Genomic DNA, 21,561 nt, shown 5'->3' with positions numbered 1-21,561 from the left:
GGGGGTCCGGACGTTGGAGTCGGCATGACGGAACCCGCGCGTGAGGCACTTCTACGACTCTTCGGGGAGCACGACGGCGGGGTGCTGGTCACCCTCAAGAGTGACGGCAGGCCCCAGCTGTCCAATGTGAACCACGCCTACTACCCCGAGGAAGGGGTGGTCCGTGTGTCCATCACGGAGGGCCGGGCGAAGACCCGTAACCTCCGCCGGGACCCCAGGGCGAGCTACCACGTGACCAGCGACGACCGGTGGGCCTGGACCGTCGCGGACGCCACCGCCGAGCTGACCCCGCCCGCCGCCGACCCGCACGACGAGGTCGTGGAGCAGCTGATCAGCCTCTACCGGGACGTCCGGGGAGAGCATCCGGACTGGGACGACTACCGCCGGGTGATGGTCCAGGACCGCAGAGTCGCCCTGACGCTGCGGATCGAGCATGTGTACGGCCAGCCGCGGGCCTGACGCGGCACCCCTTGCGACACGGCTCCGGAGGGCGCGCGACTGTGCTCCGTTCACCGCCGAGCTCTCGCTCCGTCCTGCCTCCCGACCATAATGAGACGACACCGACTCCCTCAGGAGATGTTGTGACCGGCGCCGACAACCAGCCTTCGCTCCGTACCAGACTCCGCTCACTGCGTCCGGACGCCTTCGGGGCGGACCCGGCGGGGGCGCGGATGGAGCGGATCCGCCGCTCGCCCAATTTCGCCGACGGAGTGTTCCAGAACCCGGAGGGGGCGCGGACCAGGCCGTCCGGCTCCATGGTCGAATTCGCCAAGGTGTACTTCCACAAGGAACAGCGGGCCCGTAGATCCCCGCTGGGCACCGTGCCCGTCCACGCCACGACCCTGGCCGATCTTGCCGCGCCGCCGGCGACGGGCCTGCGGGTGACCTGGCTGGGACACTCCAGTGTGCTCGTCGAGATCGACGGCCGCCGCGTGCTGTTCGACCCGGTCTGGGGTGAGCGCTGTTCCCCGTTCGCCTTCGCCGGGCCCAAGCGGCTGCACCCCGTCCCGCTGCCGCTCGCCTCGCTCGGCCCCGTGGACGCCGTCGTGATCTCCCACGACCACTACGACCACCTCGACCTGCCCACGATCAAGGCCCTGGCGGGCACGGACACGGTCTTCGCGGTGCCGCTCGGTGTCGGCGCCCACCTGGAGCGGTGGGGCGTACCCCTGGACCGTATCCATGAGCTCGACTGGAACGAGACCGCCCGCATCGCCGGCATCAGCCTGACCGCCACCCCGGCGCGCCATTTCTGCGGGCGTGGCCTGCGCAATCAGCAGCACACACTCTGGGCGTCGTGGGCCGTCGCAGGCCCGGAGCACCGGGTCTATCACAGCGGGGACACCGGCTATTTCTCCGGCTTCCGGGACATCGGTGCCGAGCACGGCCCCTTCGACGTGACGATGATCCAGGTCGGCGCCTATTCGGAGTACTGGCCCGACATCCACATGACGCCGGCCGAGGGCCTGCGCGCGCACCTGGACCTCCAGGGCGGCAGGCCGCACGGCGCGCTGCTGCCCATTCACTGGGGCACCTTCAACCTCGCCCCGCACCCGTGGGCGGAGCCGGGGGAGTGGATGAAGGATGTGGCCGAGGAGGCGGGGCAGCCGGTGGCGTTCCCCCGTGCGGGCGAGCCGTTCGAACCGGCGGGGGAGCTTCCGTCGGATGCGTGGTGGCGTGCGGTGTCCGCGCCCCTCGCGCACCCCTGGCGTAGTCCCGATGTGGCGGACCCGGCCCCACCGGTGCACCGGGAGGAAGTCGACCTCGCGGGCGAGCGGTGACGGGGGCAAGGAGAATCTTGAGCAGCTCTCGGCCCGGGCGTCGCCTGTCCTCAGGAACCGTCCAGTCTGCCGCGAATAGAGTGCCGTCGATAAGGCGGCGTGCAGGCGCGGCCAAACGTCGGCCTCCGTCCAGTCGCGCAGTCGGCGCCAGGCCGTGACTCCCGAGCAGCCCACGGTCTCCGCCGGGACGTCCCGCCGGGCGACGCCGGTCCGTAACACATACATCACGCCCGCGAGCGCCGTCCGGTCCGGAACGCGCAATCGCCCTGGATGACGAGGCGCCGCTCGGGTTCCGGTGGCAGGAGTGGAGCCACCCGCTCCCAGAGGTCGTCAGCAACGGAATCCCTGGACACGAGGCACCTTTCCGACCCAGGTCGTCGAGGACGAGAGCAACCGCCCATGAGATTCGGCGAGACGCCGGCGTGAGTCACCGGCCCAGCTCATCAGCTCCGGTAGAAGCCCTCGTCCTCCTCGTTCGGCCGCAGCGGTGCAAACTGCCGCAGTTCGTTGTCTCGGATCATCCACATACGGAAGAACCCTTCCTCCTGATCCATCACCAGGAGCTGCACCAGGTTCGGTTCGCGCCACGGTGTCTCAAACACTCGCTGCTTGAGGGCATCGAGGTCGGCATGGTTCAAGGCACCCGCCCACACTTTGCATTCAGGGTGCTTCCAGCCACCCCATTCGTCTCAGGAGTGGTGAGCAGCTTCAAGAAGCCAACCCCATGAGCCTGCGGTTGAGCACGGCGAGGGGCATCCTTCCGCAGCCACTCGCTCAACATCTCTACACTCGCGCTGTCGGCCACGTCGACCGACATCATTACGTTCGCCACCCAGCTCATACAGGTCGTTGTACTGCAACGGGCAGCAGCATGCCTGTCCTTTTCCTTGCAGAGCGAGGCGCCTACCCACGCTCTCACCGCCCCGCGTGTCTCGTTCTGAAACGTTCAGTAAGCCCAGTGGTGTTGGGCTCGAACGACCTCCGGCGGTGTCCTGCTCATGTACCAACCATCGACGCGGGGCCCGATGAGGTCGGATGGCCAGCCTCCCAGCTTTACGGCGGCGTCGTAGACGGCGTCACCAAACTTCACGATGGCCTGATGCGGGTCGGCAGTCTCGCCGAGTGTGTCCCACGGCAGCAGGACCAGACCGGCATCGGCGTTCCAGACCGCGCCGTCGACACCCCAGGACCTGCCTTCGAGACCGTCCGGCTGAGGCCAGATGTAGGCGTACATACCGGCGCTGGGCGACGTGGCATCCCCGAAGGAGAATCCCACCGCCACGTACGCCGTGAGCTGGGCATTCTGCATGAACATCGGACGATCGGGCGGTGGCTCGGTGGGCTGCACCCGGTGCCGCGTGGCGGACAGGTCGAAGCCGCCCCACATCACACCGACCCGGGGGCGGTGCCCGCGGAAGGGCGCCTGCCACGTTTCGAGCCCGCCGGCGGCGAGGCTCAACGCCTCCCACATCAGCCGAGCCGCACCAGGATCCCAGCTCCGTTCGGCGTGATCGGCTTCGAAAGTCGGCGCACAATCCGGAATCTCACAGATCAGCAAGGAACGCGGCCGGTCGATGCCGAGCTCTGCCGCCGCGCCGAGGAACGCCGCGTAGAACGTGGCGACCGATCCCGTCGACAAGGGCACCGTCCGCGAGCCCGTGTCGGCATCGATGACCACGTCGTCGTCGAGCAGAACGACGTTCCCCCAGCCGACTTCGAAGGGCTCGTCGAGGGTGTACTTGCCTGCGACCTGTACCACCCGGCTGACGTATCCGACCATGGACGCCAGCTCCTCGTGGACCAGCGTCGGCCACGCATCGTGAGGTCCGCTCACGGAGGCCTCCCGGTGTGTCGATGGGGCCCGGGCTTGGGCGACAGCCGACGACGGACCGGGTCAGTGCAGCAGCCGTTCCCAGTTCTCGGGAACCTTGCCGGCGGGGCCGGGGGCGGGCTGGGCGGCCGGGTGCGAACCGGGCGGGGCCAGGCCCGGGCCGTCGTAGTACTCCTGGGTCTCGGCGTTCCAGAACCAGTCCTCGCCCGGTTCGAAGCTGGTCAGGAAGGCGTGCCCGGACTCGCGGGCGTGTCGTGAGGCGTGCTGCGCGGGGGAGGAGTCGCAGCAGCCGACGTGCCCACAGGCGGCGCAGCGGCGCAGGTGGAACCACCAGCCGGGATCGGCGCCCGCCAGGCACTCCACGCAGCCGTCACCGCTCGGCGGGACGTCCGGATCGATGCCGGGTATCCGCTCGTCGGCCATCTGCTCCTCCTCGGTCCGGCCCAGCCCCCCCGCTCAGCGTCCCCCGGGTCCGCGTCACGCGCCACTGCCGGTGGGAGTGGTGACGCCGCCGCGGCACACCCGGTCGCGCTGACAGTCGACTGTGCGAAACAAGAGCCTGATGATCACCGTGTGGTGGTACTTCCACCGGCCCCCGCCCCATGCTCACGGACAGGTGGCGTGAAGGCTGGCCGAGCCCACTCACCATCCGATGAATCATCCCTCCCCGCGTCCTCTGGGAGGATCTGTAAGCGAAAGGTCACCGACCCGTTGGACGGGCCCCCAGGGCCCGCCACTGCCTCACAGGGAAGCCGACGATCCCGTCACCGTCAGCAGCAGGCATTCGGCGTGGAGTGAGTCGGCGCTCGGAGGTTCCGGCTGTCCTGGTCCGGTGCGGCCCGGGCGACAGGCGGGACCGGACCGCGAGCCGGTCGTCGGGGCGGGCCGTGTCAGCATTCTTCGCTCTCCGGGTCCCAGTCGAGGAGCCTGACCTTCGCGACCGTCCGTACATGGCGGCGCATCGCCGCGGCGGCTGCCCGGCCGTTGCCTGCTTCGATCTTCTCGAAGATGGCCTTGTGCTGCGCGAACGACTTGGCGGGGCGGCCCCGTTGGCGCAGTGACTCGTGGCGGGACTCCGTGATCTGCTCGGCGATCGAGCGCATGAAGTCCGCGAGGAGCGTGCTGTGGGCTGCTGCCGTCACGGCGGCGTGGAAGCGGCGGTCGCCTTCGACGCCGTGCTCGCCTCGCTCGATCTCCTGCGCCATGAAGTCGAGGGCGTCGCGGATCGCGGCGAGGTCCTGGTCCGTGCGGCGTTCCGCGGCGAGTTCGGCGAGCTTGGTCTCCATGGCTTCGCGCGCTTCGAGTACGTCGGGGAGCCGGCGCCGGCGTTCCACGAGCTGCTCCACGGGCTCGGCGACGTCGAGGCTGTCGCCGACGAGGTAGGTGCCGCCGCCGTGGCGTACTTCGACGAGCCCTTGGACTTCGAGGACGACGATGCCCTGCTTGACCGAGGCGCGGGAGATGCCGAGGCGCTGGGCGAGTTCACGCTCGGGTGGGAGGCGGTCGCCGGACGTGAGGCCGGACTCGGCGGCGTAGGTGCGCAGACGGTCGATGACCTGCTCGTACAGGCGCGTGCGCCCCATGGGGCGCAGTGCTTCGGACATGGCCCACCCCCTCCCGTGGATATCCGCAGCGTAGCAGCGGGGTTGGACAAGTGGCTGAGCCAATTTGCGCGCACCCCCTTGACGAGGATGAGTGCGCCCCCGACTCTGTGGGACACCCAATCGACCAAGTGGCTGAGCCACTTGGCCAATCCTGCACCCGGGGAGCCCCCGATGTCCGCGGAACTGATCTCGATCCTTGTCCTCGTGGTGGTCTTCGTGATCGCCACCACCCGTTCGATCAACATGGGGGCGCTGGCTTTCGCCGCAGCATTCGGCGTCGGTGAACTCGTCGCCGACCTCGACGCGGACGGCATCTTCGCCGGATTCCCCGGCGACCTCTTCGTCGTTTTGGTCGGCATCACGTATCTCTTTGCCATCGCCCGAGCCAACGGCACTACCGACTGGCTGGTGCATGCCTCCATCCGCTTGGTCGGCGGGAGAATCGCGCTGATCCCTTGGGTGATGTTCGTGATCACCGGCACCCTCACGGCGATCGGCGCCGTCAGCCCGGCCGCGGTCGCGATCGTCGCGCCGATCGCGCTCAGCTTCGCCGCGCGCTACGGCATCAGCCCGCTCCTCATGGGCGCGATGGTGGTCCACGGCGCGCAGGGCGGCGGGTTCTCGCCCATCAGCATCTACGGCTCGATCGTCAACGGAATCGTCGAGCGCGAGAACCTCCCAGGTAATGAAGTCGCCCTGTTCCTCGCCTCCTTGGTGGCGAACCTGATCATCGCGGCCGTCGTCTTCGTCCTGTTCGGCGGCCTGAAGCTGGCCCGCCACCGCGCCGACGCCAGCAGCACCGGCGACGACAGCGACAAGGGCGCGACCTCGGAGTCCGGCGAGGCAACCCGCCTCACCCCGCCCCGAATCGCCACCCTCATCGCCCTCGTCGCCTTGGTTGTCGCCGTGCTCGGCTTCGACCTCGACGCCGGTCTCACCGCCGTCACCCTCGCCGTCGCACTCAGTGCCATCTGGCCGGCGACCAGCCGCAAGGCCGTCAGCGAGATCGCCTGGCCGACGGTGCTCCTCATCTGCGGTGTCATCACGTACGTAGGTGTCATGGAAGAAATGGGCACCATCACGTGGGCGGGCGAGGGCGTCGGCGACATCGGCATACCCCTGCTCGCGGCGCTCCTGCTCTGCTACGTCGGCGCCATCGTCTCGGCCTTCGCCTCCTCCGTCGGCATCATGGGCGCCCTGATCCCGCTGGCCGTCCCGTTCCTCGCGCAGGGCGAGATCGGTGCCGTCGGAATGATCGCCGCGCTGGCCGTGTCGGCAACGGTCGTGGACGTCAGCCCCTTCTCCACGAACGGCGCCCTCGTGCTGGCGGCCGCGCCGGATGTCGACCGCGAGCGGTTCTTCCGGCAGTTGATGATCTACGGCGGCGTCATCGTCGCCGCGGTCCCCGCCATCGTCTGGCTGGTCCTGGTGGTCCCCGGATTCGGGTGACATGCCCGAGGAAGCCCTGCCCGCGGCCCATGGAGCCGCCCGCCGGCCGATGGTCGGCGGGCGCTCCGCGCGCCTGAGTTCCATGAATCGGAGTACGACACGTGACTCACCGGACCACGCCCTTGTTCCCCGCCCTGGCCGAAGGTTCGTCCCGGCCGGCCCTGACCTTCGGCGAGCGCACCCTCTCGTACAAGGAACTGGCCGAGTCGGCCGGCTCTCTGGCCGCACTGCTCGGCCAGGCTCCCGGAGTCGCCGTCTGGGCGACACCGACCCTGGAGACGGCGGTCGGAGTGGTGGCGGCACTGCTCGCCGGTATCCCTGCCATCCCGCTCAACCCCAAGGTCGGCGAGCGGGAGCTCGCCCATATCGTCAGCGACAGCGAGCCGTCGCTGGTCCTGGCCAGGCAGGGTGACGAACTGCCGCCCGCGCTGGCCGAGTTGGACCGAATCGACATCAAGGCCACAGCCACCACGGGCTACGAGCACACCTGGCCCGAACCCGCACCCGACCACCCGGCCCTGATCGTCTACACCTCCGGCACCACCGGACCACCCAAGGGCGCCGTTCTGCCTCGTCGCGCACTGTCCAGCACCCTGGACGCCCTTCAGGACGCCTGGCAGTGGACCTCGCAGGACGTCCTCGTGCACGGGCTGCCCCTGTTCCACGTGCACGGTCTGATCCTCGGCGTCCTCGGCCCGCTGCGGCGCGGCGGATCGGTGCGCCACCTGGGCCGGTTCAGCACGGACGGAGTAACCAAGGAACTGAGCACCGGGGCCACGATGCTCTTCGGCGTACCGACGATGTATCACCGGATCGCCGAGCAACTGCCGGAAGACCCCGCACTGGCCAAGGCGCTGGCGGGAGCGCGGCTACTCGTATCGGGGTCCGCCGCGCTACAGGCCCGCGACCACGAACGGATCCGGACCGCGACCGGGCGGACGGTGATCGAGCGGTACGGAATGACGGAAACGCTGATGAACACCAGCGTACGCGCGGACGGCGAACCCCGGGCGGCCACGGTTGGCGTACCGCTGCGCGGCGTCGACCTGCGCCTGGTCGACGAGAACGGCCGCGAACTCCCGGATGGGCCCGATCAGGTGGGTGAGATACAGGTACGCGGCCCGAACCTGTTCCTCGAATACCTCAACCGGCCGGACGCCACCGCCGACGCCTTCACCGATGACGGCTTCTTCCGTACGGGCGACATGGCGGTGCGGGACCCGGACGGATACGTACGGATCGTGGGCCGCAAGGCTACCGACCTCATCAAGAGCGGCGGCTACAAGATCGGCGCGGGGGAGATCGAGAACGTCCTCATGGAGCACCCGGCCGTACGCGACGCCGCAGTGACGGGTGAGCCCGACCCCGACCTGGGCGAGCGGATCGTGGCGTGGATCGTGCCCGGCGATGCTGAACAGCCGCCTACGGAGCAGGAGCTGGCGGACCACGTGGCGGCTCAGCTTGCCCCGCACAAGCGCCCGCGCATCGTCCACTACCTCGCCGAGCTACCGCGCAACGACATGGGCAAGCTCATGAAGAGGGCCCTCCGTGCCTGAGCCCAGCCCTGGGCCCCGCCGGCCCGCCGCTTCCCCCACGTCATCCAGCCCCCGCCTCACCGCGCGCCGAGCCATCGCGCTCCTCACCACCGATTTCGCCGAACTTCCCACCCCTGATGGCGAGTTCAAGAGTGATGGCCCCCTCAACTGGCAGGGCTACGGCGCCTCGGTCGCCCGTGCCGTCGAACGCACCGGTGAGCAGGAGTCCGTGGTCTGCGGACGGGCCGTGATCGGCGGGACCCCGGCGGTGGTCATCTCGTTCGAGTTCGGCTTCCTCGGCGGCTCGCTCGGCACCCGCACCGGTGACCTCATCGAGGCAGCCCATGCGTACGCCCGCTCCCACCTCCTCCCCGTGGTCGCACTGATCGCGACCGGCGGCAGCCGGATGCAGGAGGGCATGCTCGCGCTCACCCAACTCCAGCGCGTGGCACAGCAGTCGGCTCTGACGGCCTCCGTGGGTCTGCCCCAGCTGGCCGTCCTGCGGGATCCGACGACGGGCGGCGGCTGGGCGACCCTCGGCGCCGGCGCCGACATGATCGTGGCGCTGCCCGGCGCCCAGGTCGGGTTCGCCGGTTCGCGGGTCCGGCCGGCCGACGCGGGTCCGGCCGCGTACACGGCCGAGGCGCAGTGCGCGTCCGGGCATGTGGACGCGGTGGTACGAGCCGAGGACCTGCGCGCGGATGTGTCGCTGCGACTGCGGCTGCTGACCTCGGCCGGATCTGCCCTGCCCGCCCCCGTACCGGCCGCGCAGGGCGACATGACGCTCCCGGTTTCCGGCTGGGACGCAGTCGAGGCGGCCCGCAGCCGCAGGCGCCCGCGGGCGCAGGCCTACTTGGACGCGTACTTCACCGAGCGCACCACCGTCTCGGGCGACCGTTGCGGCGGCCGCGACCCGGGCATGCTGTGCGGCTTCGGGCTGCACGACGGGCGCACGATCGCGTACGCCGCCCAGTGCGGCACCGCGACCCGCCCCTCCGGCTACCGCACCGCGGCCCGTCTCATCCGCCTCGCCGACCGGCTCGACATTCCGGTCCTGACCTTTGTGGACACCCCGGGCGCCGCCAACGATGCGGCGGCGGAGGCAGCCGGTGCAGGCCCCGCCATCGCCGAACTCTTCACAGCTGTCGCCACGGCCCGCACCCCGGTGACCACGCTGCTGATCGGCGAGGGCGGCTCGGGCGGCGCCCTGGCACTCGCGGCACCCGACAACACCTGGGCCACCCCGTCCAGCTACTTCTCCGTCATCGCACCCGAGCTTGCCGCCGCGATCCTGAAACGCCCGGCCTCCGCCCTACGGGCGACGGCGGACGAACTGCAGCTCAGGCCACAGGACTTGATGGACCTCGGTGTCGTACGAGGAGTCGTCGGTGTTTGACCTCCCACGACCGACTCACCCCGACAAGGGAACTTCGCGAGACGCAGCAATGCGGGCGATGGTCAAGGGCCGGCCTTGACGGTCCATCCCTACGGTTCGGCTGCCGCCCTGATCTGCTCCGCCGGTAACCCTCAGATCCACGACCAGCTCATGCACTACTGGCGGACGTGCGCGTGAACCGGAGCGTCGACGTCACCGTCGTCAGGCCACGCATCATGCCCAGCCGGTTCCACCCCATGCCGAACGGCTCCCGGTCGACGGTGAACTCGGTGGTGAGCGTGACCGCGTCCGCGTGCGACTCGGTGACCTTCACGGTGGCGGTCTGCGGGCGGCTTACACCGCGTACGGTCAGCCGGCCTTCGACCTCGACGACGTCGTTCGGGCGGAATGCGGCGTCCTGGACTGCGAAGACGAGGGTGGGGTAGTGCTCGACGTCGAAGAAGTCGGCGCTGCGCAGGTGCTCATCGCGCTTCTTGTGCTTGGTGTCCAGGGAGGCGGCTTCCAGGGTCACGGCACCGCTGATGGTGCCGTCAGGGCGGGCCTCGCCCTGGCCGGTGACATCGGTGAACGCTCCCTTCACCGTGACCATGCCCCACATCGTCACGTGGCTGACGGCGACGACGGAGCGGGTGGCGTCGAGCTGCCACAGGCCGGTTTCTACGGTGGCGGTCATGGGATTCTCCTTGATGAATACGGGACTGAATTGATGATCGAATTCGAGTGACTTCGCGTTGCGCGAGCCGGGCACGCCACAGAGATGGGTCAGTGTCAGCGACTTCCTCACCCGAGGAGGTCGCGACGGTCTTGAGTCCGTCGGTTGCGAAGTGCCTGAGCACGAGATCGAAGTCCGCGCCGTCAGGCCCGTCCAGACATGCACTGATCGTGCCTGGCTGGGCGACGATGAAGCACTGCTTCGGTGCCGGACTCCTGCAGCGTGGCCGAGGTGTTGGTCATCACCGGCGCGCCGTGCGGGATCCGCTTCAGCACCCCGTCTATCGCGGTCATGAGTTTCTCCCTTGTTGAGTGGGCTCGACAGAGCCGCGACACACGGATCTGCCCGTTGGCCGACAAGCGGGGAACCATCCAGCCGTCGTAAACGGACTTTACCCCACTTGGTAGGGGGCGGGCAATGACGGAGGGGCGACGCCCGGCGCGGGGAACGTGTCGCGCATCATGCGTGTTCAGTGACTTGGGGGCCTTGAGTGGGGCGTTTGTCGCTACCTGGGGTGATCGGTGAGGGCGCGACGCTGCGGAAAGCCGCGCCGACGACACGTTCACGCCATGCGGCGCGCGCAGGTCGGTGGCGGCCCTGGTGGCACCGGCGGCAATCGCCTCCACGGCTGGGTCGCGCAGCCATGCCCCACGCCTACGTCGGCGCCGTGGCGATTGCCCAGGAGCAAAAGCGGACTATACCCCGCATGACGGGATGACTGTTAGGATCACCGCCATGGACGGGCTTCAGGTGGGCTGGGGAGCGCCGCGGCCGGAACGGGCGGACGCGGCCCGCAACCGCGCCCACCTCCTGGCCACCGCTCGCGAAATGCTGGCCGAGTCAGGTCCCGATCCACTGACGATGGACGCGTTGGCCGAGCGTTCAGGCCTGGGCAAAGGCACCGTATTTCGGCGCTTCGGCACTCGGGCGGGGATCTTCCAGGCGCTGCTCGATGAGATCGAGCGAGGCTTGCAGGAGCGGGTGCTGTCCGGGCCGCCGCCGCTCGGCCCCGGTGCGCCGCCGGTCGACCGGCTCATTGCTTACGGCCGGGCGCGGGTGCGCCTGCTGATCGAGAACACGGAGATCGCCAGATTCGCGCTCGACGGGCGGCAGCCACTCCCGAGCAGTCCCCAGACACCGACGTCACAGATGCACATCCGGATGCTCCTGCGCCAGTTGCGCCTGGACGGTGCGGACCTCGACCTGCTCGCGATCCAGCTCACCGCGGCGCTCGACGGCCCGCTTCTGCTGTACCTTTCCGCCGACGCATTGAACAGAGGCCCTCAGATCGAGGAGAGCTTGGGCTCGGCCTGGCAGGACCTGGTCGAACGGGTATGCAGGCCCTGACACGCAGACGCGGCCATACCGGCCGGGCCGGTTCCTGGGGGCGTACTCGACCGGTACGTACTCCCTGGCGTGTGATGCCGGCGCCATGAGTGATCACTGTGAGGTTGCCATCGTCCGCTGGCCAGGCCCGACCCCTCCGATCGAGGACGGCCTGGTCGCCCTGCTGGCGGCCTACCATCTGCGGACCGAGGCCGAGAAGGGCGAATCGGTCGCCGATGTGGACGGGCTGCCGGATCGCTACCGGGCGGAGATCACCGACCCTCTGACGGCATTCGCCGGCGACGTCGTGCTGGTGGCTCTCATCGGTGACGCCCCTGTGGGCTGCTTGGTGATGACCTCCCTGGCCGGCGGGCAGTCGGAGATCAAGAGGCTCTGGACCGACCCCGAGTCCCGGGGCCGGGGCATCGCGTCCGCCTTGCTCGGTGCCGCCCTTGCCCATGCTGCGCAGAACGGTGTGGACACCGTCCGGCTCTCGGTATGGGAATGGAGGACCGGGGCCATTGCCCTGTACGAACGACTCGGCTTCAGCGTCACCCGGTCATGGGACGAACGGGATCAACTCGTGTGCATGCAGCGCGCCGCATGAGTGTCGCAGCCATTCGTCGACAGCTGCGGGAGACGCTGTTCTGCGTCGATCAGGCTTGCCGTCGTGATCAGCTCTCGACAGGTACGGGTTCCGCGTGAACCGACACGGCAGTGAGGTAGGAACCGTCGCCGCTGAGTCGGAGCGTCGGGGGCAGGGGCAGGCCCTCACTGAGGGCATCCGAAACCTCGGCGGTCGGGTATCCGAAGAGGTCGATGCCGCTGAGGACAACTGCGCAGGCGGACGGCCCAGTGAGCGTGAAGGGGTCGCGGGTGAGGCCGATGCCTGCCAGGCCAGGGGTGTCCTGGCGCCGGCCGTGGCTGTCCGTGGTGTCGCCATATGCATCGAGCGTCAGGCCCCGGTACTGCGCGCTGAAGGCCCACCGGGCGCCACAGACCCAACCGTCGCGAACGTCCGCGACGGTGGCGACGGCCCACTGGGCGGTGCGCTCGTCCATGCCGAAGCGGAGGGTGCCGGCACAGCCAGGGAGTCGTAGACCGACTCCGGGGAGCAACTCGAACATGCGGAGATGGTCCCAATGAACGGCACTGCGCCACAAGCCGGAAGCGACGACCCACCTGCGGGGCAGCACGCCGAATCCGGTCGCGTCCCTCGGACCGGAGTCACCTCGCCACACGGGGCCCGCGCTGCTCACAGGCATCAGGACCGATGTGCCGCGCCGTCGTCGGTCGTTGCGGGGATGCCCAGGCGTTGCGGCAATCCGGCCACGAGGTGATCGATGAAATGGCTGACCCGCAAGGGGAGATGTCCGTCTCCCTCGTACAGGGCGTAGATGTCGGCGGCCGGCGTCGGCTCATCGGGCAGGACGCGGATCAGGGTTCCTCGTTCGAGGTGGGGGCGGATGTGCCACTGGGAGCGCATGATCACTCCGTGGCCCCGCAGCGCCCAGTCGGTCACCACATCCCCGTCGTTGCTCGCCAGGCTGCCGTGCACGCGTACCTGCCGGGGGTGGGTCGGGTCGCCGAAGCGCCACAGGGCGTAGTCGCTCTCGTTCTCGCGCAGCACGATGCAGTTGTGCTCGGCGAGGTCGTCGATTTCCTGCGGGGTGCCGTGTGCGGCCAGGTAGGACGGTGCCGCGCAGGGCACGCGGTGGTTGGCGGCCAGGCGGCGCATGCGCAGCGAGGAGTCCGGGGGGACGCCCACGTGGACGGCGACATCGAAGGTGCGGCGGTGCGGGCGCAGTGGCAGGGCGGACGTCTGCAGCTGTACGCGCAGTTGGGGATGCGCGGTCGCGAACTCGCCGAGCAGCGGCGCCACATGGGCGCGCCCGAGGCCGAGGGTTGCTTCGACGGTCAGTGATCCGCGCAGGTCGGCCGACGGATCGCTCAGCGAATCCTCCAGTTCGCGCACCTGGCCGAGGATGGCCTGGGTGCGTGCCGCGTAGCGCTCGCCTTCCGAGGTGAGCACCAGGCGCCGGGCGCCGCGCTGGACGAGGCGGGCGTTCAGGCGCCGTTCCAGGGCACTGAGGCGTTTGCTGACGGCCGAGAGGGAGCAGCCGAGTTCGCGGGACGCGGCGGTGAGTGTCTCGTTGGAGGCGATGACCTGGAAGAACCACAGGTCGTCCATGGCGGACCTGCTCGTGACGGCGCGAGGGAGGCTTTCCACAGGCGAAAGGCTACCTTGCCGTCCTCGGTCTTGTTCCGGCTGTTCGTGCTGGCCAAGGTGGGGTTCATGCATTGCCCCCGGGGCCGGTTCATCGCCGCCGAGGGGCTCCTGGCGTCGAAGAGGGGGCGGACGTATGCCGCACAACTATCGCATTGCCGCCATCCCGGGGGACGGGATCGGCCGTGAGGTCGTTCCCGAGGGGCTGAGGTGTGTGCGGGCAGCAGCGAACGCATACGGATTCGGTCTGGATGTCGCCGAGTTCGACTTCGCCAGCGCGGACTACTGGCTGCGGCACGGCGTGATGCTGCCGCCCGACTGGAGGAGCGTACTCGCCGGCTTCGACGCGCTGTTCTTCGGCGCGGTCGGCTGGCCCGAGGTCGTCCCCGATCATGTGTCGCTGTGGGGAAGCCTGCTGCAGCTGCGCCGCGGGTTCGACCAGTACGTGAATCTGCGGCCGGTCCGGCTGCTGCGCGGGGTGCGCAGCCCGCTGCGGGACCACCGGCCCGGCGACATCGACTTCTACGTGGTCCGGGAGAACACCGAGGGCGAGTACTCCAGCATCGGCGGCCGGATCTTCGAGGGCACCGACCGGGAGACGGTGCTGCAGGAGACCGTGATGACCAGGATCGGCGTCGACCGGGTGTTGCGCTATGCCTTCGACCTGGCTGCCTCGCGCCCCGGCAGACAGCTGACGTGGGCGACGAAGAGCAACGGGATCTCCATCTCCATGCCGTACTGGGACGAGCGGGCCGAGGCGATGGCCGCGCAGTACCCGCAGGTGGCCGCGGACAAGGAGCACATCGACATCCTGGCCGCCAAGTTCGTCCTGCAGCCCCAGACTTACGACGTCGTGGTGGCCAGCAACCTCTTCGGTGACATCCTGTCCGACCTCGGACCTGCGTGCACCGGCACCATCGGCATCGCGCCCAGCGCCAACATCAACCCCGAGCGCAACTACCCCAGCCTGTTCGAACCCGTTCACGGGTCCGCGCCGGACATCGCCGGGCGCGGCGTGGCCAACCCGATCGGCCAGATCTGGAGCGGCGCGATGATGCTCGCGCACCTGGGCGAACACGCCGCCGCAGCAGGCATCGTGGCCGCGATCGAGGACGTCCTGGCCGAGCAGCCCGAGCTCCTCACCCCTGACCTGGGCGGCCCGGGGACCACGGCCGGCCTGGGGGCAGCCGTCGCCCAGCGCATCGCCGCGCCACCCCACGCGCCTGCCGCCGGCCTCCACGACGGGGCGGGTGCCTCGGCATGAGCACATCCTGGGCCGCCCGCTCTTGCTGAGCGCGCGGCCCTGCACCGCATTTCCGCGCGCGCACGACCCGCATCCATCCACCCCCCGTTCGAGGGAGATCGGCCCATGACGACGGAGTCACCAGGGCAGCGCACCGGGACCGGGCGCATCACGCTGCTGGCCGCTCTGGCCGTGTTCGCACAGGAATCGACCTGGAACTTCTACGAGTCCCAGGTCCCGCCCCTGCTGCGGGAACACCTCACCAGCGCAGCCGTGGTCGGCATGCTGATGGGGATGGACAACCTGCTGGGCATCTTCATCCAGCCCTGGATGGGCAACAGGTCGGACCACACGCGTACCGGATGGGGCCGCCGAATGCCCTACCTGGTGGCCGGCATGCCCGTCGCCGCCGTGCTGTTCATCCTCATCCCGCACGTGAGCGGCTCCCTGCCCCTTCTGATCGCGGTGATGTTCGCGTACGCCCTGGTGGCCAACTCCTTCAAACCGATCGCCGAAGCGCTGGTCCCCGACTTCATCGAGCCCCGGCGGCGCAGCCGCGCCAACGCCGTCGTCAAGATCGTCACCAGCCTGACGACGATCGCCGCGGCTGTCATCAGCATCCTGCTCATCGACGACCACCCGGACATCGCCTTCGCCATCCCCGCCGCCGTCATGCTGATCTCGATCGTGGTCCTCGCGGCCACGGTGCGCGACAACACCTCCGCCGCCTACCGGGCGGCCGTGGCGGAAAGCGCCGCACAGCCACCAGGTGTCGGGTCCCCGCGGCGGCGGGTGCGCGACACCCTCAAGGAGATCGCCACGGACCGCGACCGCAGCCGCCTGCTGCTGCTGGCCGCGATCGTCCTGTTCGGCAGTGCCTGGTCCGCCTCCCGCTCCCTGATCACGCCGTTCGGGATGGAGGCGCTGGGGATGACGCGCGGGGATGCCGGTGGTCTCACGCTGCCCAGCGGTCTGGCCTTCATCGTGGCGGCCTACCCGGCGGCGATCCTCGCCGAGCGCTACGGGCGGCTGCGCGTCATCACAGGCGGCATGTTGCTCTTCGTCGCCGCCCTGGTGCTGGGAACCTGCCTGCGCACGCCCACCGGCGTCACCGTGGCCCTGTGCGTCGGGGCGGCCGGTGCGAGCTGCTTCCTGGTCAACGCGGCGGTGGTGCTGTGGAATCTCGCCCCCTCCGCGCAGGTTTTCGGCACCTACGCGGGCATGTACAGCATCAGCTGGGCCGGCGGCGGTTTCGTGGGCCCCACGCTGGTGGGCGCCATGGTCGACGCCACCGGCTGGCCCCTGATGCTCCTGGACATCGCGTTGATCGCCGCCCTCGCCATCACACTCGTCATCAGGATCACCCTGCTGCGCCGGCGCGCCGCCCGCCGGGCCCAGCAGGCCGGCGGCCCGGCTAAGACGTTCGAACAGACGCAAGCAGCGACAGATTGAGGAAGCCGTGCCCCGAGTCCTGATCACAACGGACCATTTGCATCCCGGAGATGAGGCCGACCGCTATCTGCGGATGCGCGGCCACACCACCGTGCACACCCCGCTCGCCGGCGTCCACGACCACAACCGGATCGCCGCCGCCTACGCCGACGCCGATGCGGCACTCGTCGGCCATGAGCCGTTGAGTGCCGACGTCCTGGCCCGAGCACCACGGCTGCGTGCCGTCGTGCGTACCGGCGTGGGATACGACGCCATCGATGTGCCGGCCGCGTCCCGGCTGGGGATCACGGTGAGCAACCTGCCCGGCATCAACGCCAACGCGGTCGCCGAGTACACCCTGGGCCTGCTGCTGGCCGCGGCCCGGCACCTGGTCCACAGCGCCACCGCCGTCGCCGCCGGCACCTGGCCCAGAGAGCCGGGACGTGAACTGCGCGGCGCGACACTGGGCCTGCTCGGATACGGTGCCACCGCCCGGGCCGTCGTACCGCTGGCCCAGGCGTTCGGCATGCGCGTGCTGTGCACCACCGGCGTACCGCTGGAGGAACGGACGGACGGCACCGTGCACTTCGTCGAACTGCCGCAACTCCTGGCCGAGGCCGACTACGTGTCGGTGCACACCGCGCTCACCGATCGCTCCCGGGGGTTGCTCGGCGCCGCGGCGTTCGCGGCGATGAAGCCGACCGCCGTCCTGATCAACACCGCCCGTGGGGGCATCGTCGACGAAGGCGCGCTGGCCCACGCGGTGCGAACCGGGCGGATCGCCGGGGCAGCCCTCGATGTCGTCAGCCAGGAACCGCTCGCGCCCGACAGCCAGCTGCGCGGTGTGGACGGCATCGTCGTCCACTCCCACCTGGCCGGACAGAGTGAGCAGGCCCGCACCGCGGCCGGGCTGGAAGGGGCGGCCGAACTGGACGCTTCTCTCGCGGGCCGCCCCCGCCACGCCGTGAGCGCCGGCCTTCTGCCCGTGAACGCCCAGCGCCCCGACACCACGACAGCGAAGGAACGATGAGCATGAACCACGAACCGGTCGCATCGGTCGGCATCCTGGTGCCCGCCGGCATGCTCGGCGCCGGCTTCGCCGAGGCGACGATCGAGCGCGGTCTGGCACTGGGCGCCGACGTGATCGCCGTCGACGGCGGCAGCACCGACTCCGGCCCCTACTACCTCGGTGCGTCCGTGCCCAAGACCACGGCCGCCGCGGTCGCCCGTGATCTGCGCATCCTGCTGAAGGCAGCGGCACGAGCCGGTATTCCCCTGATCGTCGGCTCGTGCGGCACCAGCGGAACCGACAGCGGCGTCGACTGGGTCGCGGACATCGTCACCACGATCCAGCGGGAAGAGGACCTGGCGCTGAACGTCGCCCGCATCTACAGCGAGCAGGACGCCGTCGCACTCAAGCAGCACCTCGACGCCGGCCGCATCCACGCCCTGCCGCCCCTGGGCGACCTGGAGGGCGAAACGCTGGAAAGCTGCACCCACATCGTCGCCATGATGGGGCACGAACCCATCGTCGCCGCTCTCCAGGCGGGCGCCCAGGTCGTACTCGCCGGCCGCGCCACGGACACGGCCGTCGCCGCCGCCTATCCCCTCATGAAGGACATGCCGCCCGGGCCGACCTGGCACGCGTCCAAAATCGTCGAGTGCGGCGGCCAGTGCACCACCAACCCCCGCACCGGCGGCGTCTTCGCCACCATCGACGCCAACGGCTTCACCATCGAACCCCTCGACGAAACCGCGGCCTGCACCCCGCACTCGGTCGCCGCCCACATGCTCTACGAGACGGCCGACCCGTTCCGGATGCGTGAACCCGCCGGCACCCTCGACGTCCGCCGGGCCGACTACCGTGCCCTGGACGAGCGCACGGTGCGCGTCGAGGGATCGCGCTTCCATCCCGCCGAGCAGCACACGGTCAAACTCGAAGGCGCCCGCATCACCGGCTACGAGACCATGTCGTTCACCGCGATCCGCGACCCGCACATCCTCGCCGACATCGAAGCCTGGGCCGCCCTCCTGCGCACCGTGCTGGAGCAGCGCGTCGAACAGACGCTGGGGCTGCGAGCGGACGCCTACGCCTTCGACGTACGCCTCTACGGCTACAACGCCGTACTGGAGCATCTCGACCCCGCCGCCGGTCCGCCGCGGGAAGTGGGCGTCATGCTGCTGGTCAACGCCCCCGACCAGACCACCGCCACCGCCGTCGCCAAGATCGCCAATCCTTTGATGCTGCACCTGCCCACCGCCGACATGGACTATCTGCCCAGCCTCGCGTTCGCCACCTCACCGGCCGAGACCGAACGCGGCGCGGCCTACGAGTTCGTCCTCAACCACGTCGTCGACACCCCCACCCCCACCGACATGTTCCGCCTCACACTCCAGGAGACCCCGCGCCATGGCTGACACCGCTCCTGCCACGCTCGCCGACCTCGCCCACGAGATCCGGTCCAAGAACGCCGGACCCTTCTGGGTCACCATGGAGCTGTTCATGCGGGACGCACACGGCTACCGCATCGCTGCCGACCCCGCCTTCCTCGACGAGAGCACCATCGCCCGGCTCTACGACGTCGACGAAGCCACCGTCGACATGTTCCGCATCCCCGAACTGAACGTCGTCAAGATCTCTTTCCCACGCCCGGTCAGCCAGGGCTCCCTCAGGGACCGGGACGTGCACGCCGGCCAGCACCACGTGCCCCTCGCCGTCCTGCCCCTTCCTCACGACCGCACGCGGCAGCCGCAGCCCCGTCCGGACTTCGGCCGGACAACGGCACGGTGACGACACGTCCTACGGCTTCGGGCCGCCCGTGCGCAGATAACCCTGCTGGGCCGCGTGGACGCCTGCCTGGAAGCGGCTGCGGGCGTCCAGGTGTCCGAGCAGGCCCGTAGCGATGCGGCGGGCGGTGCGGGGGGGAGACGCCGAGGCGTTTGGCTATGGCCTCGTCCGTGTATCCCCGCGCCAGTAGCCGCAGCGTCTCGTGCTGTTGGCGGGTCAACGCGTCGGCCTCGTGCTTCTCCTGCCCGCCCAGCGGCTCCGCCCGGTCCCAGACACTCTCGAACAGCGCCTCCAGGGCCGCGATGAGCCCCCTCCCGGTCACCACCAGCGCCCCCAGCGAGGAGTCCTGGTCGTCCAGAGCCACCAGGGCCAGCCGATGGTCGGTGATGATCATGCGCGTACTGAGCGAGGGCGCGGTGCGGATATCGGCACCCAGCGAGGCCAGCCAGGTGACGTGCGCCACCGTGGGCGCGTGGTTGTGGACACTGTCCAGATAGACCGTACGCATCCGCACCCCGCGTCCCAGCAGCCGCTGGTTGAGCGGGCGGGAGGCGCGCATGTTCTCCTCGGTCTGCGCACCGCCCGTGGCGAAGGTCTGGATCTCCTCCGCCACCTCGTCGTGCAACCGGTCGAGACAGTCCCGCACATGGTCCACACCGTTCAGGTGCACCACCGGTGACTCGCCCGTGACCGGGTCCGAGGCGGGCAGCCCGCTGAGCAGACCGGCCACCGCCGCCTCGCCCGCGCGCACCCGCTGCTCGCGCGCCGCGAGGTCGGCCCGCTGCCGGGCCAGCAGCGTCTCCAGACCGAGTCGCGGGTTGACCACGTGGACCCGGCGCGGGTCGCCGCCGGAAGCCGGACGGACCAGCGAGAGATCCGTCAACACCCAAGGGGCCATCACACCGGCGTATCGACCCGGAATGCGATCTTGACCGCCCGTACCGCCACTACCGCTGCGGCCGGGCCCCGCTCACACGGGCTGCGCGGCCGGCGGCTGCGGGGAGCGGAGTACGAGCAGGGTGATCTCGCTGGGGGCGAAGACGCGGAACGGCGGGCCCCAGAAGCCGGTGCCGCGGCTGGTGTAGAGGAGGGTACGGGCGCCGTGGCGGCTGAGGCCGGCGACGGTGGGCTGGTCGATGCGGACGAGGTGGTGGAAGGGCCAGATCTGGCCGCCGTGCGTGTGACCCGAGAGCTGGAGGTCGACGCCGCCCGCCACGGCCCGGTCGACGAACTTGGGCTGGTGGGCCAGGAGCAGGACGGGCAGGTCGGGATCGGCGCCGTCCAGGGCTCCCGCGAGGTGCGCGCCGTGGCCGGCCAGGCCCGAGGACTCGGCGGTGACGTCGTCCACGCCGGCGACCACGAGGGTGTCGCCGCCGCGTTCGAGCAGCAGGTGACGGTTGCGCAGCGGCTCCCAGCCCAGCTCGTCCATCAGGTCGACCCAGCCCTGGGCCTCGCTGTAGTACTCGTGGTTCCCGGTGACGTAGACCCGGGCCCGAGTCGCCTGCACGGTGCCCAGCGGCGCCGCCTGGGCGCGGCGGCGTTCGGCCGTGCCGTCCGCGATGTCGCCGGTGTGGCAGACCAGGTCGGCCTCCAGCGTGTTGACCTTCGCACAGACCCGCGCCGACCAGCGGGCGCGGTCGAGCGGGCCGTAGTGGGTGTCGGTGATGAGGACGACGCGGGTGCCGTCCAACCCGGCTCCCAGCCGCGGGAGTTGTACGTCGAGCCGGCGCACCCGTGGCACCCGGCGGGCCTCGGCGTACCCCCAGGCGAGCAGCACGGCGGATACGCCGAGGACCGCCCAGGTGACGATCCGGGCCCGTTCCTGACCGTCGCCCACGCCGGCCACGGTCAGGGCGAGGCGCAGCAGGACGCCGAGCAGGACGGACCAGGTGAACAGCACCCAGGCGGCCCCGAGGAGGGTGTCCCCGACGATCGCCGCCCGGTCCTGCTGCCGCCGGCCGTGGCCGCGCACCATCGCGAGCGGCATGGCGATCAGACCGAGGACTGACAGGGCGGTGCCGCCCAGCGCCACGGGAAGCGGCCAGTGCTGGCCGGCGTGCAGCAGCACCCAGCAGGGCACAGCCCACAGGAGGACGGGTGCGATCAGAGGGACGTAGCGCATCAGACGTTGCAGCGGACTCCGCCGGGTCGCATCAGCCGCATCGTCCGCGGACCGGGTCTCGCTGGTGTCGGTCACGCTTCCCCTCCTCAAGTAGCCGGACTGCCGGGCGCACTGTA

21 protein-coding genes and 1 pseudogene are annotated in these 21,561 nt (G+C 70.0%); 12 read left to right on the top strand and 10 right to left on the bottom strand.

Going from position 1 to position 21,561, the window contains the following annotated elements; translation table 11 throughout:
* Nucleotides 1-24: 24 nt before the first annotated feature.
* A complete protein-coding gene (locus ACIRD8_RS26640) occupies nt 25-459 on the top strand; it encodes a PPOX class F420-dependent oxidoreductase (RefSeq protein ID WP_403996519.1) in 435 nt (144 codons plus the stop codon).
* Nucleotides 460-581: 122 nt separating this feature from the next.
* On the top strand, nt 582-1,781 hold the full coding sequence (locus tag ACIRD8_RS26635) for an MBL fold metallo-hydrolase (RefSeq protein WP_403996516.1): 1,200 nt from the start codon (nt 582-584) through the stop codon (nt 1,779-1,781).
* Between the two features lie 111 nt (nt 1,782-1,892).
* On the opposite strand, the pseudogene ACIRD8_RS26630 reads toward ACIRD8_RS26635, so the two are convergent.
* The 5 genes and pseudogenes from ACIRD8_RS26630 to ACIRD8_RS26610 all read right to left on the bottom strand — a co-directional run.
* Nucleotides 1,893-2,105, bottom strand: a pseudogene (locus ACIRD8_RS26630) (transposase); the annotation flags it as partial.
* A gap of 119 nt (nt 2,106-2,224) precedes the next feature.
* Nucleotides 2,225-2,419, bottom strand: coding sequence for a hypothetical protein (locus ACIRD8_RS26625; protein WP_403996513.1), 195 nt, complete (start codon nt 2,417-2,419; stop codon nt 2,225-2,227).
* A 308-nt stretch (nt 2,420-2,727) separates the two neighbouring features.
* On the bottom strand, nt 2,728-3,615 hold the full coding sequence (locus tag ACIRD8_RS26620) for a DUF5996 family protein (protein WP_403996510.1): 888 nt from the start codon (nt 3,613-3,615) through the stop codon (nt 2,728-2,730).
* A 60-nt stretch (nt 3,616-3,675) separates the two neighbouring features.
* Nucleotides 3,676-4,035 (bottom strand): UBP-type zinc finger domain-containing protein, encoded by a 360-nt coding sequence (locus ACIRD8_RS26615; protein WP_403996506.1) that lies wholly within the window; start codon nt 4,033-4,035, stop codon nt 3,676-3,678.
* Between the two features lie 467 nt (nt 4,036-4,502).
* Nucleotides 4,503-5,216, bottom strand: a complete 714-nt coding sequence (locus ACIRD8_RS26610) for a FadR/GntR family transcriptional regulator (protein ID WP_403996503.1) — start codon at nt 5,214-5,216, stop codon at nt 4,503-4,505.
* Between the two features lie 171 nt (nt 5,217-5,387).
* Here ACIRD8_RS26610 and ACIRD8_RS26605 point away from each other — a divergent pair, with 171 nt between their 5' ends.
* The 3 genes from ACIRD8_RS26605 to ACIRD8_RS26595 all read left to right on the top strand — a co-directional run bounded on the left by ACIRD8_RS26605 (nt 5,388) and on the right by ACIRD8_RS26595 (nt 9,596).
* The gene (locus tag ACIRD8_RS26605; protein ID WP_403996500.1) at nt 5,388-6,665 is read left to right on the top strand and encodes an SLC13 family permease; all 1,278 of its coding nucleotides are present in this window, start codon (nt 5,388-5,390) and stop codon (nt 6,663-6,665) included.
* 101 nt (nt 6,666-6,766) lie between these two features.
* Complete coding sequence (locus ACIRD8_RS26600) at nt 6,767-8,221, top strand: acyl-CoA synthetase (RefSeq protein ID WP_403996497.1); 1,455 nt, start codon at nt 6,767-6,769, stop codon at nt 8,219-8,221.
* On the top strand, nt 8,214-9,596 hold the full coding sequence (locus tag ACIRD8_RS26595; RefSeq protein WP_403996494.1) for a carboxyl transferase domain-containing protein: 1,383 nt from the start codon (nt 8,214-8,216) through the stop codon (nt 9,594-9,596). The genes ACIRD8_RS26600 and ACIRD8_RS26595 overlap by 8 nt, the downstream gene beginning before the upstream one ends.
* Nucleotides 9,597-9,744: 148 nt before the next feature.
* Here the strand turns inward: ACIRD8_RS26595 and ACIRD8_RS26590 are convergent, their stop codons facing one another.
* Nucleotides 9,745-10,269, bottom strand: coding sequence for a YceI family protein (locus ACIRD8_RS26590; protein WP_403996491.1), 525 nt, complete (start codon nt 10,267-10,269; stop codon nt 9,745-9,747).
* Nucleotides 10,270-10,451: 182 nt separating this feature from the next.
* Nucleotides 10,452-10,601 carry a hypothetical protein gene (locus ACIRD8_RS26585; protein WP_403996488.1) on the bottom strand — a complete coding sequence of 50 codons (150 nt, stop codon included), beginning with the start codon at nt 10,599-10,601 and terminating at the stop codon, nt 10,452-10,454.
* 442 nt (nt 10,602-11,043) lie between these two features.
* Between ACIRD8_RS26585 and ACIRD8_RS26580 the strand changes: the two genes are divergently transcribed.
* Both ACIRD8_RS26580 and ACIRD8_RS26575 read left to right on the top strand, forming a co-directional pair.
* Nucleotides 11,044-11,655, top strand: a complete 612-nt coding sequence (locus ACIRD8_RS26580) for a TetR/AcrR family transcriptional regulator (protein WP_403996485.1) — start codon at nt 11,044-11,046, stop codon at nt 11,653-11,655.
* An 85-nt stretch (nt 11,656-11,740) separates the two neighbouring features.
* Complete coding sequence (locus ACIRD8_RS26575; RefSeq protein ID WP_403996482.1) at nt 11,741-12,241, top strand: GNAT family N-acetyltransferase; 501 nt, start codon at nt 11,741-11,743, stop codon at nt 12,239-12,241.
* A 67-nt stretch (nt 12,242-12,308) separates the two neighbouring features.
* Here the strand turns inward: ACIRD8_RS26575 and ACIRD8_RS26570 are convergent, their stop codons facing one another.
* Nucleotides 12,309-12,761: a hypothetical protein gene (locus ACIRD8_RS26570; RefSeq protein ID WP_403996479.1), complete on the bottom strand. Its 453-nt coding sequence runs from the start codon at nt 12,759-12,761 to the stop codon at nt 12,309-12,311.
* A 137-nt stretch (nt 12,762-12,898) separates the two neighbouring features.
* Nucleotides 12,899-13,864 carry a LysR family transcriptional regulator gene (locus tag ACIRD8_RS26565; RefSeq protein WP_403996476.1) on the bottom strand — a complete coding sequence of 322 codons (966 nt, stop codon included), beginning with the start codon at nt 13,862-13,864 and terminating at the stop codon, nt 12,899-12,901.
* Nucleotides 13,865-13,997: 133 nt separating this feature from the next.
* On the opposite strand from ACIRD8_RS26565, the gene ACIRD8_RS26560 reads away from it, so the two are divergent.
* The 5 genes from ACIRD8_RS26560 (at nt 13,998) to ACIRD8_RS26540 (ending at nt 19,326) form a co-directional block, all read left to right on the top strand.
* Complete coding sequence (locus tag ACIRD8_RS26560) at nt 13,998-15,125, top strand: tartrate dehydrogenase (protein ID WP_403996473.1); 1,128 nt, start codon at nt 13,998-14,000, stop codon at nt 15,123-15,125.
* A 105-nt stretch (nt 15,126-15,230) separates the two neighbouring features.
* Complete coding sequence (locus ACIRD8_RS26555; protein WP_403996470.1) at nt 15,231-16,556, top strand: MFS transporter; 1,326 nt, start codon at nt 15,231-15,233, stop codon at nt 16,554-16,556.
* A 37-nt stretch (nt 16,557-16,593) separates the two neighbouring features.
* On the top strand, nt 16,594-17,565 hold the full coding sequence (locus tag ACIRD8_RS26550) for an NAD(P)-dependent oxidoreductase (RefSeq protein ID WP_403996467.1): 972 nt from the start codon (nt 16,594-16,596) through the stop codon (nt 17,563-17,565).
* Between the two features lie 2 nt (nt 17,566-17,567).
* Complete coding sequence (locus ACIRD8_RS26545; RefSeq protein WP_403996464.1) at nt 17,568-18,953, top strand: acyclic terpene utilization AtuA family protein; 1,386 nt, start codon at nt 17,568-17,570, stop codon at nt 18,951-18,953.
* On the top strand, nt 18,946-19,326 hold the full coding sequence (locus ACIRD8_RS26540) for a DUF4387 domain-containing protein (RefSeq protein ID WP_403996461.1): 381 nt from the start codon (nt 18,946-18,948) through the stop codon (nt 19,324-19,326). The genes ACIRD8_RS26545 and ACIRD8_RS26540 overlap by 8 nt, the downstream gene beginning before the upstream one ends.
* 967 nt (nt 19,327-20,293) lie before the next feature.
* Here the strand turns inward: ACIRD8_RS26540 and ACIRD8_RS26535 are convergent.
* Nucleotides 20,294-21,520 (bottom strand): metallophosphoesterase, encoded by a 1,227-nt coding sequence (locus tag ACIRD8_RS26535; protein ID WP_403996458.1) that lies wholly within the window; start codon nt 21,518-21,520, stop codon nt 20,294-20,296.
* Nucleotides 21,521-21,561 lie beyond the last annotated feature (41 nt).

Origin of the sequence: Streptomyces sp. NPDC102451, from assembly GCF_044765485.1 — a bacterium.
GTDB lineage: Bacteria > Actinomycetota > Actinomycetes > Streptomycetales > Streptomycetaceae > Streptomyces.
Note: the sequence above shows the minus strand (reverse complement) of the source record. Positions and strands in the feature narration are given on the sequence as shown.